Consider the following 19,563-nt stretch of genomic DNA (forward strand, 5'->3'; position numbering starts at 1 on the left):
TTTTGATAGCATCCCAATACTTTAGCGGGCGGAAATCAATCCATAAGTTAAAAGAATTAAATTATTATTCGACATGAAAAAACTGATGTTAGTATGTTGGGTAGTTTTACTACCTGCATTAATTATGGCACAAACCCGATTAAGTGGAGTTGTATATGATGACGACAACTATCCGCTGATTGGTGCCAACATTTTCATTAAGGGAACAACCAACGGTACTGTTAGTGACATTGATGGAAAATTTGTTCTGGAAACGGAGCAAACTTCCGGACATCTCGTTGTTTCTTTCATTGGGTACCTGCAACAGGAACTGCCTTTTTCATCCTCGCAAGAGTATGTTGTAAAATTGCAAAGTAACTTTAATGATTTAGAGGATGTAATGGTAATTGGTTACGGTACTTCTAAGAAGAAAGAGTTAACCGGAGCAGTTGCATCTGTTTCAAATCTTGAACAAATCAACAGTCGTCCGGTTTCCAATTTACAAGACTTTTTTCAAGGTGGCGTATCTGGTGTAACGGTTGTGCAGCAGGGTGGCGACCCTTCGAATCAAGCCAATATTGTTATTCGTGGTGTTGGTTCGGTTAACCAGGAATCGCCTCTATGGGTAGTGGATGGAATGCCTTACTATGGTGGAACCATCAACCCAAGCGACATTGAGTCTGTAACAGTACTTAAGGATGCAGCATCTGCAGCAATCTATGGAGCGCAGGCTTCCTCAGGTGTAATTGTGGTAACCACAAAAAGTGGTAAAGCCAATAAAGTGTCAGTAGCTATTGATGCTTACGCAGGTTTTCAGGAAGCCACCAATTTACCAACACCATTAACGGCTGAACAACAAAACTGGGCTTATAACCTGGCTGCCGACAATAGCGGAGCAGAACGCAACCCGGCCAGAAATGTAACGGCTAATCCATGGGGAGGAACCAATCGAACCAACTGGATGGACGAAGTTTTTAGATCAGGAGCTATTTATAATACCAATGTGGCTGTGAGCGGCGGCGGCGATAAGGGAGTGTATAGTACTTCTTTTAATTACTTGAAAAAAGACGGGGTTCTTTTAAATACATCTTATGAGCGATTGGCATTACGCCTGAAATCAGAATATGCACTATCTGATCGAATTAAGATTGGACAAAACTTTTATGTGACCAATGAAGAATCTGTGGGAGCCAACACTTCCTCTAGTTATTCGGGTGTAATTATCAATGCTATGTATATGCCATCTGCGGCTCCTGTGTACGATGAGAACGGTACCTTTCACGGAGTTGCTCCCGAAGGATCGGAATTCGCAGGTACTTATGGCGATGTTTACAATCCAGTGGCTTTATTAAAGCGTCCAACTACCAGCAACCCCACTACCTTTATTGATGCAAATGCATATGGAGAGGTGGAATTAATGGAAGGATTAAAATTCCGTAGCTCATTTTCATTAAGTCAGAGAACCAGAGAATATAAAAAGTTCACTCCTAAAATACCTGAAAATGGTCGTCCTTCTGGAATGAATTACCTGAATCAATCATGGTCAAAGCGTAACAAATGGATATGGGATAACCAGGTTACTTATACCAAAACACTTAACAAGCACAAATTAGACTTTACGGGTGTATACTCGGCTCAATTTACCGAATACGAATACAATAGTGTAAATGCACAGGATTTTGCACGTGAAGATGATTGGTATCACTACCTTGGAAATGCGGGGGAAGTATCAGATTATGACAGTGATGCTTTTGAGGATGCCTTGTATTCGGTGATCGGACGTGTAAGGTATAATTTTGACAATAAATACTATTTGTCGGCAAGTGTGCGTCGTGACCAAACCTCTCGCCTGGCAAAAAATAACAACAGCGATGTTTTCCCTTCTGTATCGGCAGCTTGGAGGATTTCAGAAGAAAGCATTATGAATTCGGCAGAATGGCTAAACTCATTAAAGTTAAGAGCTTCGTGGGGACAAATTGGAAACATTCAGTCGGTGAGTTATTATGCCTACAATGTGCCAATGTCGTCGCACAGACCAACCATGGGAGCAGGTAATGCCCAAAGAGTTTCCGGTTACTATGTGAAACAACAATCAAACCCTGATTTGAAATGGGAAACTTCCGAATCTTATAATGTGGGATTAGACCTGTCTGCCTGGAATGGTAAAGTAGAATTTACTGCTGATTACTTCCAGAAACTAACAAAGGATATGATCATGACCAATGCAGCAGATGCGCATTTGGGTGTTTCAGACGGGCCAACATCAAATGTTGGAGAAGTGAAAAACGAAGGTTTTGAATTGTCATTAACCTATAAAAACAAAATTGGCGACCTGACTTATTCAATCAATGGAAACCTTGCTTCAATCAAAAATGAATTGAAGAGTTTGGATGCTTATACCAGTGACTATATCTACCACAATAACAAGGTGCGTTCAACGCTATATCCATTCCGATCAGAACCAGGAGAAGAGTTGTACTCCTATCACCTGATAACAAGCTTGGGTACCTTTAAAACACAAAGTGAGATTGACAGTCATGTAGGTCCAAATGGTGAAAAGATTCAACCTAATGCCAAACCAGGAGATTTAAAATTTCAAGATCTTAACGGTGATGGTAAAATCGACAATGAAGATAAATCCTTTAAAGGAAATGCTTTCCCAGATTTTACTTATGGCATCAACCTTTCAGCTCAATATAAAAACTTTGATCTGTCAATGACCTTTCAAGGGGTAGCTGGTTCTAAACTATTCAATGGATACAAATACACCACTTATAATGCAGGTCAGCAGGGCTATAATTTGGATAACCGTGTGCTAAACGCTTGGTCTACTGAAAATCCAAATTCAAATATTCCTATTCTACGTGTGGATGATCCTAACCAGAACTTCGCAACCAATTCTGATTGGTACCTTGAAGATGGTTCGTATTTAAGAATGAAAAACCTGACCATTGGCTACAGCATCCCGGAAGTTATTATGAATGGTATACTTGATGGTTCTTCTTTACGAGTTTTCTTCTCAGGTGAGAACTTGTTTACTATTACTGATTACTCAGGATTGGATCCTGAAATTGGTGGTATTGGTCTTGATATGGGAACTTATCCGGTATCCAGAGTCTTATCAGCAGGTGTTTCATTTAAGTTTTAATGTAAAAAAAACAGTATCATGTTAAAAAAATATTTTTCAATGGCCATTGGTGCCATGTTAATTGCGGGAATAAATGGGTGCTCGGATGATTTTACAGATCTGACACCTTTGGGAAGCGCAACAGAATTAAATTTCTGGCAAACACAGGCCGATGCGGAGGCAGGTGTAAATTCCATGTACTACTACATGGGTGATGAAGATATGTTTTCACGAGGTTTTATGTGGTATATTAATGCTTCGGACGATATGGTAACCGGTCGACCTAACTCAACAGCTGATAACATTAAAAATTTCAACATGACCGGTGATGAAGGGTATTCAAGTTGGATGTATCCACAATGCTTTAAAATCATTCGCCGTGCTAACGATGTGCTGGCCAATGTAAAGGATCTTGATATTGAGGGGTCTCTAAAAAACAGATATCTGGGTGAAGCATTGTTTATGCGTGGTTTTCATTATTTCTGGGTGGCTTCCACTTATGGAAATGATGTAAGCGGTGGTGTGCCAATTGTAACCGAAGAAAATATGAAGGATACCAAATTCACACGTCCTGAAAGTGTGGTTGCCAACTATGATCAGGTTGTGAAAGACTTGGAAAGAGCGGCGGATTTATTACCCTTGTATACAAGCTATTCTGATGAAAACAAAGGGCGTGCACATAAAGATGCTTGCTATGCATACATTGCTAAGGCTTATCTGTACTGGGCACAATATGACAACACAAAATGGGAAAAAGTAGTTGAATATTGCGATAAAGTAAGCAATTCGGGTTCAGGTAGAAAATTAATTGATACCGATAATCCGGCAACTGATTATCGTGAAGTATTTAAATACCAGAACGAGTTTGGCCCTGAATACATTTGGTCTGTTACATGTGGTATCGAGAGAGGTAGTAAGCTAAATGGTGTGATGCTTGAAAACAAAGGTTGGGGAGTATATAACGGCTGGGGTTATTACATGCCTACACTCGAACTTTATAATGCTTTCGAAGATGGTGATTATCGAAGAGAAGCAACTATTCTTAAGTTTGGTGATGAGTTTCAATTCTGGGGAAGTACACGACGCTATTCCTCTGCTAACTCTTTGTCAGGTTTTCAGTTTAACAAGTATATGGACATCTATTCTTACGAAGATCCAATTGGAAACTCCTTAATTAACGCCAATGGGGATAGATTATATACAGTGTCGGATGTACCTATCTTAAGATACGCTGAAATATTGCTGATGAAAGCTGAAGCTAAAATTATGATGGGACAAAACGGAGATGCGGAAATTAACATGGTGAGAAATCGTGCAGGATTGACTTCGAAGACTGGCTGCACAATGGATGACCTAAAGCATGAACGCCGTGTTGAGTTTGCCGGTGAATTTGCCAATCGTCATCGCGACCTTGTACGATGGGGCGATGCCGAGGAAGCATATGGCAAACCGCTTCACGGACGAATTCATGTTGATAAAACAAATCCTGATTCGGACTACAACGAAGAAGTGATTTGGGAAGCCAGAAATTATGATCCTAACATACACAATGTTTGGATTATTCCTAATGAAGTAATCGAAAGTTCAGGAATACCTCAAAATAAGGGTTGGTAAAATTCAATTTAACCGGTGCCCCTGCTCAGGCGGGGGTGCCATTCTTTTTTTTTCGAATTGAGATAAGCCGGAAGGCATAAAAATACCAGCCTAGCATGAATATACTTTCAAAGAAAATCAAAACAACCTGTCTTACTGTTTTTATGCTATACGCCTCGTGTTCATTTGTAGCAGCACAAGGGCTAAATTTTAATGGAGGACATTCTCACAACGACTATTATCAGGCTCAACCTTTGCACGATGCTCTTAAAAACAAATTGGTTAGCATCGAAGCAGACGTGTTTTTGCAAGATGGAAAACTTCTTGTTGGTCATTCAAAAGATGAACTCAATTCCAAATTAACACTAAAGCACCTATACCTGGATCCACTTAAATTATTGGCTCGGCAAAATAAAAACTTGCGAATCATCCTTATGGTGGACATCAAGGAAAATGGATTGGCTGCTTATAATGCCCTTAAGCCTATCTTGAAGCCTTACCAACAAATGCTAAGTTCGGTAATCGATAATGAAGTATATACCAGGCAGGTTAGCATTATCTTATCGGGTGATCGTCCGGTGCAAACCGTATCCAATGAAGCCAAAAGGTTTGTATTTCTTGATGGCCGTTTAAATCAACTGAATGATCATACGGATTGGAGTTTATTTCCACTTATTAGTGACTCCTGGGGAGATCATTTTAAATGGAAAGGCAACGGGGCAATATCCTCGGAAGAAGAAAACAAACTGAAAACTTTAATAAACGATTGCCACCTTCAACACAAGCTAATTCGTTTTTGGGGATTACCTAAAGAGAAAGATAAGGCAGAAGCATTTTGGAGGCTGTTTTCCAGACTTGGTGTTGATCTTATTGGAACCGATAGTCCCGATCATTTTCAAAATTTTATGCTTTCAAATCATTAAAAAGATATGAATAACATGATTCGTGCAGCTTTTATTGCTGTGTTTTTTATTACCATAGTAACAGGATGTACCTCCCCTAAAACTGAGCGGGGTGAATTATACCAGGCCCTGATTGATTATGAATCAGAGTTCTGGTTCGATCGTTCTATATCACATGTATTGCTAAATCGTATGGTGAGCAATAATACCCAGGTGGTTTGGAGTACCAATTTTCATACGGCAGCTCCTGTACCCTTAGGAGCGGTAGGACCACACAAGTACATTAACAAGCTGAAGGGAATTATTCATAATGATTCAATAGGTAGGGTACTGAAAGAAGCCGTTGCAGATGGTGTAAACATCATCACCGTTATAGGCGACGGCATGGGAAACATGCACATGGCGCTACCAGTATATATGCGATATGCTCAAAACAATCCCCAAGCAAGCATGTTCGAAAAAATTATGGCAGAAGGTTCAACGGGTTATGTGTATACCAGTACCATTCGAGGATTGGTAACCGGTTCGGCAGCATCGGGAACTGCAATTGCTTGTGGACAAAAAACCATGATGAACATGATAGGTGTTGATTCAACAGGAACGCCCCTGACTAGTGTTATGACTTTAGCCAAACAAAATGGCTACAGAACAGCCTTGGTAACAAATGCCAGTATAACAGATGCCACACCTGCAGCTTTTTATGCCCATACCGTTAACAGAAACGAGGAAAACAAGATTGCACAACAATTGGTGTCGAGCCATACGGTGGATGTGATCATGGGTGGTGGCGGCCAACATTTCATTCCTCAAGGGAAATCACTATTCGAAATGCTTGATGTGAAGGAGGCTAACAACTATACGTCTGCCCGAAAAGATACTTTAAATCTGCTTAAAGATCTTGGCAGTAATGCCTATCAGCTAATCCACAATAAAAAGGAATTAAGCCAATTGGATGAGAGTACCTTAAAAGTAGCAGGCTTTTTTGCCGCAGGAGGCTTACCTGCTCCAATTAACTATGAGCAGGAGCGAACTATGGCACCTACTCTTGGTGAAATGAGTTTGAAATCATTGTCATTGGTTCAGAATAAAACAAAGCCATACATTGCTGTTATTGAATGTGCACGCATCGACTGGGAATCTCACGACAATGATATTGGTGCAGTTTACAAATCGGTTGAAAATATGAATGAGATCTTGAAAACAGCCTATTCATTTTATTCAATGAATCCCGACAATACCTTATTGCTTTTTACTTCAGATCACGAAACGGGAGGATTAGAAATTGCATATCGTAAAATGCCAAAAGAATATCAGGAAGAAAAAATATTATCTACGGGCAAAAGTTGGTCCAACGACACCAACCCACTTAGCTATGAAAGATATATCGCCACATTAAATCAACAAAAAAAGACTGTATCCTTTGTTTTGAGGCAATCGCATACGGTAAAGGAGCTAAAACAAAATGCCAAAAAATACTTGGGTATTCGTTTGTCTGATCAAGAAGCTGATTTATTGCTATATGCCATGAAAGATTACCAAAAATATAAGGACTAAAATCAATCAAAATCTTACAAAATGAAAATATTTAAAATCGCATTCATATTAATCTGCCTGATGGCAGGATCGGCTTTCCAGTTTCTGTCGGCTCAGAAAAAGTCAGATTCTTTTCTCTTTAAGAAAGATTCTACATTTAAAATCATGCAGTTTACAGATATCCACTGGGAAAGTGGCAAGCCTGAAAATGCCACTGTGATTTCGATGATGGAATCTGTATTGGATAAAGAACAACCTGATTTGGTAGTTTTTACCGGAGATATTGTTACATCGGGTGATCCGAAGAAAGGCTGGCGAGATGTAAGTGCACCTGTAATTGAGCGAAAAATAAGATGGATTGCCACCTTGGGAAATCATGAATCAGAAGGCAATACCGCTAGAAACGAGATATACCGCATTCTAAAATCTATTCCATTGAATGTGAATAGTGCAACAGCAGACAATATTTTTGGTTTTGGGAATTTCTATCTTCCCATATCTTCTAACAAAAACAAACAAGCTGCAATCCTGTATTTTTTCGATTCAAACGAATATGTACCTTCTCATATTCCGGGGAGTTATGATTGGATCAGGTTGGATCAGATAAAGTGGTATAAGGAATTGTCTCAATCTATCAAAGAAAAAAATGACGGACAGCCAATTCCTGCTTTGGCCTTTTTTCATATTCCTTTGCCCGAATATAAGGTGGTTAAAGATATGGAAGAAACAGTAGGCCATAAAAGTGAAGGGGTGTCTTCTCCTGTGCTTAACTCCGGACTATTTGCAGCAATGGTTGAGCAAAAAGATGTAATAGGTGTATTTACAGGTCATGACCACAACAACGACTTTATCGGAACCTTGTACGACATTGCTTTAGCTTATGGCAGATGTTCTGGTCATAGTGGATATGGAGATTTACGCATTGGCTCAAGAGTAATAGAACTGCATCAGGATCAGTTTCATTTTAAAACCTGGATCGCAACACCCGGCAAATCAAGCAATAACTTTGTGTATCCAACAGATGTAAAACTTGATTTTGAAAAGGACGACTTGCTTCCGGCTCAAGCAATAGCAAAAGCACTGCAACCAGGATTAAACTATAAGTATTTCGAGGGTGAGATCGAATCGGTGAACGAGATTCAAAACTTAAAAGTGAAGAAAACAGGAGTTGCCAATACCATTTCGCATCGATTCGGAGAACAGGATGATCATTTTGCTCTTCAGTTTACAGGTTATTTGGACATACCTGAAGATGGTTTTTATGAATTCTATCTGTGCTCTGACGATGGGGCAATTCTTAAAATAGATGATCAAGTAATTATCGATAATGATGGTGGGCACAGCGCACAACTAAAACGAAACGATATTGGACTGGAGAAAGGAATGCACAGCATCGAAATTCTTTATTTTGAAGATTACGAGGGCAATGTATTAGAGGTAGGTATCTCAGGATTAAGTTTCAGAGAGGGGCCTTTGCCTTCCGGTTTATTATACCATGATTAAGCATCGCAAGCGGATGCGAAAAATGATATAATTTGGATTAAATTGTTGATAATTTGCATGGCTACTTAGCCATGGGCTATTAAGATTATGAAGACAATACAGCCTGAGTTCGATTAAGATTAAAGTATTTTTCAAGTTTCATTTTTAGGAAAGGGGACATCGCATTTATGTGGTGACCCCTTTAGTATGTAACGTGAGTTCGACGTAAAATTCTATCCACAGAAAGTTATATTTGGGATAGATTTGCATTAAAAATTTGGAAAGAATAGCGTGCTATTTTGAGGAATTTTTAATGTGAAGATGTCGTAAAGAGAACTTTCCATTATGTGTTTGCCTGCTTTCGGCATAAATTTCCTCAAATCTTCTTGAAATATCCCGATATTCCTTGGAAAATTTGAGAAAATTTCTACTCAAAAACAGATCAAACTGTGAACGAATTTTACGTCGAACTCAGGTTATGTAGTAAAAGCAGTGCATCAAAATACCTGACACAGCATTTTGTTTGTTAGAATGTTTAAATATTTAATCATTTTGTTAATTTTGAAAATTCCAAAATCAAAACGCACACAAACAGAATGAGAGGTAAAACAATACAAGTCTTCCTTACAGATGGTTCTCCACGAGGCATAAAATTAGCCGAGATAACTTCAAATATCGAACAAGCCATATTTATCCCGCGAAGCAAAATGAACGAAGCTTCTGCAAGAAAGGAAGTAAGCCGGCCAGGCATCTATTTTCTATTTGGTAAGAATGGAGAAGATGCAAAACCAGAGGTTTATATTGGTCAATCTCGAAACTGCATAGATCGCATTAAAACCCACGACCAAAAGAAAGACTTCTGGAATTATGCTGTTTTGATTATCTCGAAAACCGAGAGCTTTACCCAAACGCATGTTGAATATTTGGAAGAGTTGGCAATTACCAAAGCTACCGAAGCCAATCGCTATAGCCTGGAAAATTCTGTAAATCCAAAGAAATTTAAAGTGCCCGAGACCATGGAGGCCGATTTGCTGGACAATTTCGATACCATTAAAATCTTACTTTCTACCCTGGGGTTTCCTTTGTTTGATACCATAGGCAAGGAAGAAAAATCAAAAGAGATATTGTATTGCAAGGGTAAAGATGCCATGGCCGAAGGTGAATACCAAGAAGATGGTTTTGTGGTTTTTAAGGGATCTAAAGCGAAAAAAAATATTACTCAATCAAGCACATCAACGATTTTTGAGTTAAGGAATAAATTAATAGAAACAGGAATATTAATAGAGAGTGGGGATGTGTATTTGCTTAAAGATGATTACATATTTAGTTCACCAAGCGCAGCAGCTTCACAAATATTAGCTCGAAACGCCAATGGCTGGACTGAGTGGAAGGATAAAAATGGAAAGTCTTTGGATGAGTTGAAGAGGAAATAAAAATCTTATACCAATCCCTAATATTGAATTCTAAACAAATCAGAAAAGCATGGACACTAAATTTTTTGATAATATCTCTAACCTTTGGGGGAAGATCTAAAGTTAAATCTTAAAAAAGGATTGTTACAGAAAATGTTTGTGTAATCCATAACACCGTAGAGACGCCCTACTAGGGCGTCTCTACCACCACCACCAACAACAAAAAAAAACACCATCACCAACCACAAAACAACAATTACGAACCAAACAAACCCAAAATAAAATGACAGCAAAATTTCAGAATAAATACCGCATTCCATCCGCCCGCTGGAAGGATTGGGATTACGCATCGCAGGGCATTTATTTTGTAACCATCTGCACAAACAATCGTGAACATTATTTTGGTGAAATTACCGTAAAAACGCACGAATCAGGCGTTTCTACCACCAACAATAAAAATAATTCCGAATCGGACGTATCAATGAAATTATCCGAAATAGGTGAATTGACCCACAAATTCTGGAAGGAAATCCCCAAACATTTCCCATTTGTACAATTGCATGAATTTGTAATTATGCCCAACCATATACATGGAATGATCGAAATTAAAACCGAATTGACATCCAAATTGGACGTCAATACCGACAAAGATTGGAAACCAGGTACATTAGGGGTAATGATTAATCAATTTAAACGAATTTGTACCATCAATGCCCGAAAAATAAATCCTAAATTTAAATGGCAAACCCGATTTCACGATCGTGTAGTGCGCGATTTCGACGAATATCATCGAATAGAACAATACATACAAAACAATCCTAAAAATTGGGAAAATGACAATATGAACGTAGAGACGCCCTACTAGGGCGTCTGAATCAACGCCAATGCGTCTGAATCAACGCCAATGCGTCTGAATCAACGCAAACACACCGGAATATTGTAGAGACGCCCTACTAGGGCGTCTCTACCGATACAAAACACAGCCGTGAACACCTCGACGAATTCATTTCTCATTACAACAAGGAATTTGGCACCAATTATTCTACCAAAGACTCTCAATCTTTCTACAAATACTACAACGACATTGCCCGCAGGGTAAAAAACAAACAGGTGGATATTCTTTTGGTGGTGAACATGTTTCTAACAGGATTCGACAGCAAGAGTTTGAATACCATATATGTCGATAAGAATTTGAAATATCATGGCTGATACAGGCTTATTCTCGTACCAACAGAATTCTGGATGAAAGAAAATCGCAGGGAAATGTAGTTTGTTTCCGAAATCTGAAACATGCAACTGATGAAGCCATCAAGCTATTCTCCAATATCGAAGCCAAAGAAAAAATTCTCATAAAGCCATACGAGGAGTATGTGAAGCAATTCAATGAGGCATTTCTAGAACTGCTAAAAGTTACTCCTACAGTTGATAGCGTGAACCAATTGCAAAGCGAAGAGGATGAAATGGACTTTGTAAAAGCCTTTCGCGAGCTAATGCCACTAAAAAATGTACTAAGTACATTTACCGAGTTTACTTTCGACGATCTTTCTATGCAGGAACAAGGCTTTGAGGATTACAAAAGCAAGTACCTTGATTTGTACGATAAAGTTCGCACCAACAATATGAAGGAAAAGGTTTCCATTCTAGATGATATCGATTTTGAGTTGGAGTTAATTCATCGCGATGAGATTAATGTAGCTTACATTCTGAAATTATTGGGACAGCTGAAAGCAAAGAATGCAGAAGAGCAAGAGAAAGAGAGGAAACGAATCGTTGATATTATTTCTGCAGATACGCAACTGAGAAGCAAGAAAGAATTGATTGAACGATTTATTCAAGAGAATTTGCCACATATTGAGGATACAGATCAAATTCCTGATGAATTTGAGGTGTTTGTGAATAAGGAAAGAATAAAAGCAATTAAAAGCTTAAGTCAGGAAGAAAACCTTGATAAAGTTAAGTTTGAAAAAGTAATTGGCGATTACCTATTCACCGAAAAACAACCCCTACGCGACGATGTAATCGGAATGATGAATAAACGCCCAGGATTGAAAGAACGTCGCTCTACAGCCGAACGAATCACCAGTAAGATTGTGAAATTTGTGGAGACATTTATTAGTGGGATAGCAGGATGATTTCATTTTCGCATTGCACACCGTAGAGACGCCCAATTTGGGCGTCTCTACGGACAAAACCGATTTTACCAATTATTTTTGATATGATTTATCGGTAAATGTGCTCACCAAACTTTTTTTTGATATGATTTACCGATAAATGTGCTTGCCAAACATTTTTTTAATTGCATTTACAGATAGACAGGCTTGTCAGAAAGTTTTTTGAAAGGATTTACCGGTAAATGTAGTCGCCAAATTATTTTTTGAATGCAATTACTGGTAGATCCGCATATTAAATTATTTAATCATAGCATCTATGGCAGAATGTACTCGAAAAACAATTTCTTATTTGCCTTTTCAAACCAATGACTTTTTCCATATAAATGAATAAGTGTTTCATTTGAATGCTTATTCTACTAAAAAATAGAGTATCTGTGTTCATAATGTTATAATATTTGTGCTTGTGTTATAAACAGTTAGCTAGGTTTCATTTCCATATATGATAGCTTTTTAGAGGCATAGCGCATAAATAGAATCAATTGTTAAAAATCAATAAATTTCTTTTTAATTTTACAGAATATTTTAATTTTGTATGTGTTAATCATATGCTGTTGGTTCATCAATAAAAAAATTCGAATATGATTATAAAATTAACATCTAGTATGCTGCGCTTAAACGAGTTTTTAAGCTATTGCAGCGAAATCAATGCCTTTCTAAAAACATTGGATAAGGAAGGGCTGCAAATTAATCCGCTTATAGATGAGTTTGCGAAAAAATATGAAAAGGCAATTGAGGTTGCCAATCGTGCCCGCTCAAGTCAATATACCGAATTATTAAAAGAGAGGGATCATCGTAGAGATGAGTCCTATCTTGCATTTCGAAACTTGATTGAAGCAAGCTCACACCGCAAGGATGCCTCAATTGTTAAGAAAGCAGGAAATGTGTTGAGAACAATCAAGTCTCACGGATGGTCATTACAACTGGCAGGTAGAGCAGAGCAGTCTGCTAAAATGGCAAGTTTGATCAAGGAGTTGTCATCTGCTGAAAATACGGAACTACTTGCAGCACTATCGGCTACCGATTGGTACCAGGACATGCTTGATGACAATTCGGCTTTTTTGCAATTGCAAGAAGATAAAACCAAAGCCGAAGCTTCTGAAGAAGATTACGATACTTTTGAAGTGTACAAGGAGCTACAAGTATGTTGCGAGCAATTGTTTGATAGCATTGAGGTGTTAAACCGCATAGCTCCAAACGAAAAGTATGATCAAATGGAAGCGTTTATTAACGATTGTACGAAGCGTTATCAGACCTTAGCAAAAACACGTACTACCAAAAATGAAAACGCAAAGGAAGAACACGAGGCATAAATAAAAAAAGCTGAGGCTCCTCAAATTCTCGCATAAACACGCAAAAGTTTCAACAGGGAATTAAGGGCCTCGGCTTACCGACAAAAATAAAATCTATTTGTCAGTATTTATCTATCCTCGAAAATTTTTATACCAACAGCATATATAATAAGACAAAACCTCCTTTTTTAATGAAAGGAGGTTTTTTGTATGGTATATATGAACGAATTTATTTGCCGATACAAAAGTTCTTGAAGATGTTACCCAAGACTTCGTCAGTCGAGATGTCACCAGTAATCTCACCTAGGAAATGCAGGCATTCGCGAATGTCTTGAGCCAGAAAATCGGTTGGGATTTGTGTTTGCAAACCATCCTTAACACGCTCTATGCTTCCCAAAGCATTTTTAAGAGCCTCAAAGTGTCGGATGTTGGTTACAATTACATCTTGTTCGTTAATCTTATTCATGTTCACCGATTTCAGCAATTCTGCGGTAAGGGCATCAATATTTTGCTTCTGTTTGGCCGAGATGAAAAGCAATTTGTCTTCTGCTTCCATGCCAATTAGGTTCTTGGCTATTTCCTGTGGACTTTCAATCAGGTCGATTTTATTGATACAAACCACAAGATGCTGAGAATCACGATTGATGGTTTTGTTTACGCTTGCAAGTGATTCATTAATCCGTTCCATATCCCTGTCGGCATCCACCAATAGCATTACGATTTGGGCCTGTTTCATTTTGCTGTAGGTACGCTCAATTCCCATACTTTCGATACGATCCTTGGTGGTTCTGATGCCTGCCGTATCAATAAATCGGAAGGTGATTCCGCCAAGATTTATGGTGTCTTCGATTACATCGCGAGTGGTTCCCTCTATATCCGAAACAATGGCTCTGTCTTCGTTCAGAAGGGCATTCAGCAGTGTTGATTTACCCACATTGGTATTCCCCACAATGGCAACCGGAACACCATTTTTAATTACATTTCCCAACTCAAAAGAATCCACCAGTTTTTGGATCAAATTTCTAATTTCATTCACAAGATTGGTCAATTGAGTTCTGTCTGCAAACTCAACATCCTCTTCACTAAAATCAAGCTCCAGCTCAATTAAGGAAATAAAATGGAGCAATCGCTCACGTAAACCCGCAATTTCACCCGAAAAACCGCCACGCATTTGCTGTAAGGCAACTTTATGGGCAGCAGCAGAGCTGGAAGCAATTAAATCGGCTACAGCTTCGGCCTGCGATAAATCCATTTTCCCATTCAGAAAGGCACGTTGGGTAAACTCTCCGGGATTAGCCGTACGTGCACCATTTTTAATTAAGGTTTGTAAAATGCGATGCTGAATAAAGGGAGCTCCGTGGCAAGCAATTTCAACCGAATTCTCGCCAGTGTAGGAGTGAGGTGCTTTAAATAAACTTACCAGAACTTCATCAATAATTTCGGCTTTATCCTGTATTGTGCCAAAATGCACAGTGTTGGCTTTTTGTTCGCTCATTTTTTTGCTTTTGGCCGGCGTAAAAACTTTTTCACAGATATCAAAAGCACTTTCTCCCGAAAGGCGAACAATGGCAATTGCCCCATTCCCTGGAGCCGTTGATATTGCACATATGGTTGATTGATCGATCATATACAAATCATTTAAAAGGCAGTAGTACCTGTTCAATATATAGGATCAGCAAAGATAAATCAATTATAATTACAACGAACCTATTTTACGTCGAACTCACATTATTTAAGATTGCAATTTGATTCTTGCTTAATAGTTTTATACATCCCCTACATAATTCTTCGCATTAAATTTTTGGATGTTTAAAATATCCCAACATATTGGTATTGCATTTACTGGTTGGCACAAGTAGTTTTGTATAATTATTCTAAATAAGAAACACATGATTTACAACAGAACATCAAACGGCTGTCTTTTTAAATGTGATTCCTGTCAATCAATACATCTGGAATTCAATAATATAAATATCAATTTCTCTTCAATAGATAGTTATTATAAATTTGCAGAATACCTGCGTGATATCAATATCGATGCTACACTTAAACAAAATGTACATTCTCCCTATCAACGTAAAATTGTAATTCCCATTGGAGGCGGCGGATGTAACTTTATGCTGCACCCGGGAGAGTTGGAAGACTTAAAAAGGCTTTGCCTCTGGAATCTTGAAAAAAACACTTTAAATATTTCGAAACTTGAGATTGATTTTAGTTTAAACTAAAGAATGTTTCTACTTTTGATCTTCGTTTTATAAAATCGTTCAAGAATAGAATTATGAAGAACATTACAGGCCGTTGGTCGTTTAACGAAGATTTTGGTTTCGGCAAAGATGAAGGCTTTGCGGAGTTTACTCAGCAAGGCGAAAAAATAAGCGGGCTAGTGGTATATACCGAGCGAATTGAAGGAGAAACTCCATTTCGGGTTCAACAAGCTGTGCAAGGAAACTTCGATGGAAAAAACTTTAGGATAAGCGGTACAAAAGTTGAATTGTTGGATTGCGAAACACAGTTTGAATATCACCTTGATACATGGGAAGGTGTGTTAAACTCTCAGAATCAAATTGTAGGCCATAGCTACGATCACCATGAGTGTTTTGGAGTGTTTGTTATGAAACCAATAGAACTTTCCCAATAAGTAGAGTTTGGCTAAAAATATTGTCACAAAAACTTTACCTGTAAATCAATGTGTTGAGTTTATATCTTGTATTTTTAAAGGCTTTCATTGTGATTTTTAAAAGGAAGTATTTTGCTGGATCATAAAAAATACTCATATTTGCACCCGCAATCAAATAACGCGGATGTGGCGTAATTGGTAGCCGCGCTAGACTTAGGATCTAGTGCCGAGAGGCGTGGGGGTTCGAGTCCCTTCATCCGCACAGAAAGGATCAACGAAAGTGATCCTTTTTTTGTATCCATAATCCTGATGTAATACCCCGGCTTTGTCTGCATGTTCATGTCGCATCCAAATAGAAGTTTTACCCATTACAGATCAGCTCATCAACTTAAAAATTGCTATGGCGAACAAATAGAAGCGTGCAAAGCGAAACAATGCGTAGAACAAATATTTCACAAAACTAAATCGGATAATTCCCGAAGCAATGCTTACAATAGAAAAAGGAATTGGCAGCAAAGCACCAACTATAATCAGAAAGCCACCCCATTTTCTGATGTTGTGAATGTGTTTTCCAATCTTAACTTCAATCCAGTTTCTTAGACTTGAAACACGTAAAAACCATCTTCCAATGCCATATGAAACACAACCACCCAAATAGGATAGTAGTGCGAGTATCGAAAGATAAAGTATAGGATTTGGAAGCGTTTTTACCCAGGCAATAAATAATTCAGGAGGTATTAATCCTAAAAACGATTCTGATACAAAAAAAACACTTAGCAAACCAATGGTAGGCAAGTTCTTGGTGGTGGTATAAAACAGGTTTTCAAAATCAAGTACATAGTACTCTAAAAACAACACCAAGCCAATAATTAAAAACAAAGGTACTATGGCCTTTTTTAGGATTGACACAATAAAATCATAGAAACCTGTATATGAAAAGTATTGATGCAAGAGTGCGATTCGCGACTTACGACTTTTTTTACTTGATTGTATTTTCATCTGTTTGTAATTTTCTCCTTTTCTGAGGTGGAAGCCACAAGATCAAAACAATCATTACGCTGTATGTTTGATAATTATTTTAATCATGCTCATTTCATAAAAACCATATTTAGCCTTACATATAGCTGCAAGAGAATAAAATGTTTTCGCGAAACAAAAGATAGTTATTCGTTTGATTTCAGGTAAAAACAAGGATTAGTTATTACCATCTTGGTGGGGGAGTAATCAATCGAAAGATATGATTATCCAAATACAAGTTTTCTCGAAAATACCCTAAAAAATAGAGCTTGTTATAAAATGAATGTATGCTATTGAAAAAATCATCAAGTTCTTCGCTATCTGTTTCTTCAGACTCAATTGATAATTCATCCCAATCGGAAAAGTTTTCAATCAAGGGCGACAGAGAATCTACCTGTTGAGTGTCTGTTGAACACAACAGGCTACCAAGCAATACCAGCATGGTAACAAATAAAAATAGTAGCGATCTCTCTTTCATCTCTGATTTCATACAATACAAAAGTATGAAAATAAGACATACGATAAAGCGAATTACATGGAAAAATAAGTGAGTTTGGTAAAGTAGGGAAAACCCCCACAGGATTTAGGTTTTCCCCTGTTTATAAAGATCTTCTCGTTAAATAACTTTGAGTTTAAACTAAATGCTATGAAGAACAGGAACAACAACGACAAGAGGATATTGATTTTGGCTGATTTTATGGAAGGAAACAGTACAGCAATCAATTTTGCAATGAATTATTTACACGACGAACAATCAAGTATCTATTTGCTACAGACCTGGAAAAAACCTGCTTATGGAGCAGCATCGGTAAGAGATTTGGCTGAGGTATTGAAAGAAATTACCCTAAAAGAGTTGAAAGCACTTAAAGCACATATGCTTAAAAATTACAGCATCAGAAATCCGGATGTTAAACTACTTTCTTTTGAAGGTGAATTAACGGATTTTTTTAAGTCTAAAATCTACGCAAATCACAACTGGCAGGTTGTGTTATCTTTAAAGGAACAAGGATTGTATACCGAAAAAGATGCCAAAATAAAAGAAGTAAAAGTAGCGGTACATACTCCTATCTACATATTAAACGATTACAATCCAAATGAGAAACTTAAGAGCATATCTATTAAAAACGGTAGCTCTCAACCTTCCACCTCCTTTTTATATTTTCTTAGTAAAATCTGCTCACAGCAAAATTGCAATGTGCTTGTAGAAATTAACGATAATGATTTTTCGAACTACGAAAAAAAGAGCTTGATTAAAAAATATTTGGCAGCCTGTGGTGAATCATCGCTTCAATTCGAACAGATGGGAGATGTGCAACAATTGAACAATTCCCAGCCTAAACCAATACTATCGATTTATCACAAACATCACATCAAACATAAAGTGGGGGATTTGGTATCTTATTTCGATAATTTGCTATTTAGGTTGAAAAGAACTGTGGTTTAAACGTACACCAATATAATTGACATAGAGATTCAATAGGTATAAAAAGAAATTACAACATATGGAATTAAACAGTTTTAAAAAAATTCTCGTTCCGGTAAGATTGGATATTGATAGTACAGCAGCTTTTAAACAAGCTTTACATTTTAGAAAAAAATTTAAAGCAAAAGTAAGTCTGCTTCATGTTGTGCAAAAGAAAGGGGAATTAACAAATATGCTTCAGCCAAAACTGGAAAGTAGTTTACAAGGAATCGGAATGGTTCACTTGATTCGTTTTGCCAAAATGCATTTTCGTGGTCGTATTCCTAATGATATAAAGCTAAGGGTTGAAGTTGGCGACTATGTAAATATCATCAGCGAGATTGCCAATAGCGAAGACTTTAACTTGGTAGTAATTAACAGAACCAACAATATCACAGGCTTAATCAAGAAGTACAACAAAACTGTAAATAGAATGATCGGAAAGTTGAAATGTCCGCTAATCAGTGTGAATACAAAATGGACCAGCAATGGTGTAAAAAGCATATTGATTCCTATAGATATTTCAGAACAATCGGATGATTTGGTAAACTGGGCGATTGTATTGGCTAAAACTTTTAAAGCAAAAATAAAGGTATTGCTTGCGTCAACGCTTAATATAGACACGAAAAACAGCTTTGCTTACGAAAAATCGCTACTCATCAAAAGTGCCATAAAAAAAGAAGGAATTAATTGCTCGATTATAATTGTTCAGGACGATAATATTGAAAGAAGCAAAGCATTGGTAGAAGGAGTTAAAAAAATTCAGGCCGATATGATATTAATTCAAGAATTTCAGAATTTAATGCTGAGCAATACTCAAAATAAACGATTACTGTCCGAATTTATACAAAATTCCAGTCATCCCATTTTTAGTCTTGGCACGAATCATTCAGCTTTGGTAAAAGAGTTATTATCCGTAAATAAAAGTCAAATATATAATTCAGAAAATTTAACAGGTAAATTAATCATCTGAATCCGA

General features: G+C 37.6%; 16 protein-coding genes, 1 tRNA gene and 1 pseudogene. 15 read left to right on the forward strand and 3 right to left on the reverse strand.

What is annotated here, in order from left to right:
* Window positions 1–73 precede the first annotated feature (73 nt).
* The 10 genes and pseudogenes from ACO05S_RS17425 to ACO05S_RS17470 all read left to right on the forward strand — a co-directional run bounded on the left by ACO05S_RS17425 (window position 74) and on the right by ACO05S_RS17470 (window position 13,509).
* A complete protein-coding gene (locus ACO05S_RS17425; RefSeq protein ID WP_421919297.1) occupies window positions 74–3,127 on the forward strand; it encodes a SusC/RagA family TonB-linked outer membrane protein in 3,054 nt (1,017 codons plus the stop codon).
* 18 nt (window positions 3,128–3,145) lie between these two features.
* Window positions 3,146–4,720, forward strand: coding sequence for a RagB/SusD family nutrient uptake outer membrane protein (locus ACO05S_RS17430; RefSeq protein WP_421919298.1), 1,575 nt, complete (start codon window positions 3,146–3,148; stop codon window positions 4,718–4,720).
* Window positions 4,721–4,815: 95 nt separating this feature from the next.
* Entirely contained in the window at window positions 4,816–5,622 is an 807-nt protein-coding gene (locus tag ACO05S_RS17435) for a hypothetical protein (protein ID WP_421919299.1), read from the forward strand.
* A gap of 6 nt (window positions 5,623–5,628) precedes the next feature.
* Window positions 5,629–7,155 carry an alkaline phosphatase gene (locus ACO05S_RS17440; RefSeq protein WP_421919300.1) on the forward strand — a complete coding sequence of 509 codons (1,527 nt, stop codon included), beginning with the start codon at window positions 5,629–5,631 and terminating at the stop codon, window positions 7,153–7,155.
* Between the two features lie 21 nt (window positions 7,156–7,176).
* Window positions 7,177–8,637 carry a PA14 domain-containing protein gene (locus tag ACO05S_RS17445; protein ID WP_421919301.1) on the forward strand — a complete coding sequence of 487 codons (1,461 nt, stop codon included), beginning with the start codon at window positions 7,177–7,179 and terminating at the stop codon, window positions 8,635–8,637.
* A gap of 575 nt (window positions 8,638–9,212) precedes the next feature.
* Entirely contained in the window at window positions 9,213–10,049 is an 837-nt protein-coding gene (locus ACO05S_RS17450; RefSeq protein WP_421919302.1) for a GIY-YIG nuclease family protein, read from the forward strand.
* Between the two features lie 262 nt (window positions 10,050–10,311).
* Window positions 10,312–10,893 (forward strand): transposase, encoded by a 582-nt coding sequence (locus tag ACO05S_RS17455; protein WP_421919303.1) that lies wholly within the window; start codon window positions 10,312–10,314, stop codon window positions 10,891–10,893.
* Between the two features lie 116 nt (window positions 10,894–11,009).
* A pseudogene (locus ACO05S_RS17460) lies at window positions 11,010–11,299 on the forward strand (type I restriction enzyme subunit R domain-containing protein); the annotation flags it as partial.
* A gap of 99 nt (window positions 11,300–11,398) precedes the next feature.
* A complete protein-coding gene (locus ACO05S_RS17465; RefSeq protein ID WP_421921298.1) occupies window positions 11,399–12,160 on the forward strand; it encodes a type I restriction endonuclease subunit R, EcoR124 family in 762 nt (253 codons plus the stop codon).
* Window positions 12,161–12,777: 617 nt separating this feature from the next.
* Window positions 12,778–13,509 carry a DUF6261 family protein gene (locus tag ACO05S_RS17470; protein WP_421919304.1) on the forward strand — a complete coding sequence of 244 codons (732 nt, stop codon included), beginning with the start codon at window positions 12,778–12,780 and terminating at the stop codon, window positions 13,507–13,509.
* 208 nt (window positions 13,510–13,717) lie between these two features.
* Here ACO05S_RS17470 and mnmE read toward each other — a convergent pair whose 3' ends face one another.
* Complete coding sequence (gene mnmE / locus ACO05S_RS17475; RefSeq protein WP_421919305.1) at window positions 13,718–15,115, reverse strand: tRNA uridine-5-carboxymethylaminomethyl(34) synthesis GTPase MnmE; 1,398 nt, start codon at window positions 15,113–15,115, stop codon at window positions 13,718–13,720.
* Between the two features lie 262 nt (window positions 15,116–15,377).
* Here mnmE and ACO05S_RS17480 point away from each other — a divergent pair, with 262 nt between their 5' ends.
* The 3 genes from ACO05S_RS17480 to ACO05S_RS17490 all read left to right on the forward strand — a co-directional run bounded on the left by ACO05S_RS17480 (window position 15,378) and on the right by ACO05S_RS17490 (window position 16,367).
* A complete protein-coding gene (locus tag ACO05S_RS17480; RefSeq protein ID WP_421919306.1) occupies window positions 15,378–15,713 on the forward strand; it encodes a DUF6686 family protein in 336 nt (111 codons plus the stop codon).
* 53 nt (window positions 15,714–15,766) lie between these two features.
* Window positions 15,767–16,126, forward strand: a complete 360-nt coding sequence (locus tag ACO05S_RS17485) for a hypothetical protein (protein ID WP_421919307.1) — start codon at window positions 15,767–15,769, stop codon at window positions 16,124–16,126.
* Between the two features lie 159 nt (window positions 16,127–16,285).
* Window positions 16,286–16,367: transfer RNA gene (locus ACO05S_RS17490), tRNA-Leu, on the forward strand.
* Between the two features lie 113 nt (window positions 16,368–16,480).
* On the opposite strand, the gene ACO05S_RS17495 is transcribed toward ACO05S_RS17490, so the two are convergent.
* The gene (locus tag ACO05S_RS17495; RefSeq protein WP_421919308.1) at window positions 16,481–17,104 is read right to left on the reverse strand and encodes a YqaA family protein; all 624 of its coding nucleotides are present in this window, start codon (window positions 17,102–17,104) and stop codon (window positions 16,481–16,483) included.
* A 202-nt stretch (window positions 17,105–17,306) separates the two neighbouring features.
* Complete coding sequence (locus tag ACO05S_RS17500; RefSeq protein ID WP_421919309.1) at window positions 17,307–17,612, reverse strand: hypothetical protein; 306 nt, start codon at window positions 17,610–17,612, stop codon at window positions 17,307–17,309.
* Window positions 17,613–17,768: 156 nt separating this feature from the next.
* Between ACO05S_RS17500 and ACO05S_RS17505 the strand changes: the two genes are divergently transcribed.
* Both ACO05S_RS17505 and ACO05S_RS17510 read left to right on the forward strand, forming a co-directional pair.
* Window positions 17,769–18,566 (forward strand): hypothetical protein, encoded by a 798-nt coding sequence (locus tag ACO05S_RS17505; RefSeq protein WP_421919310.1) that lies wholly within the window; start codon window positions 17,769–17,771, stop codon window positions 18,564–18,566.
* 58 nt (window positions 18,567–18,624) lie between these two features.
* Window positions 18,625–19,557 (forward strand): universal stress protein, encoded by a 933-nt coding sequence (locus tag ACO05S_RS17510; protein WP_421919311.1) that lies wholly within the window; start codon window positions 18,625–18,627, stop codon window positions 19,555–19,557.
* Window positions 19,558–19,563: the final 6 nt, after the last annotated feature.

Source organism: Marinifilum sp., assembly GCF_965230805.1.
Taxonomy (GTDB): domain Bacteria; phylum Bacteroidota; class Bacteroidia; order Bacteroidales; family Marinifilaceae; genus Marinifilum.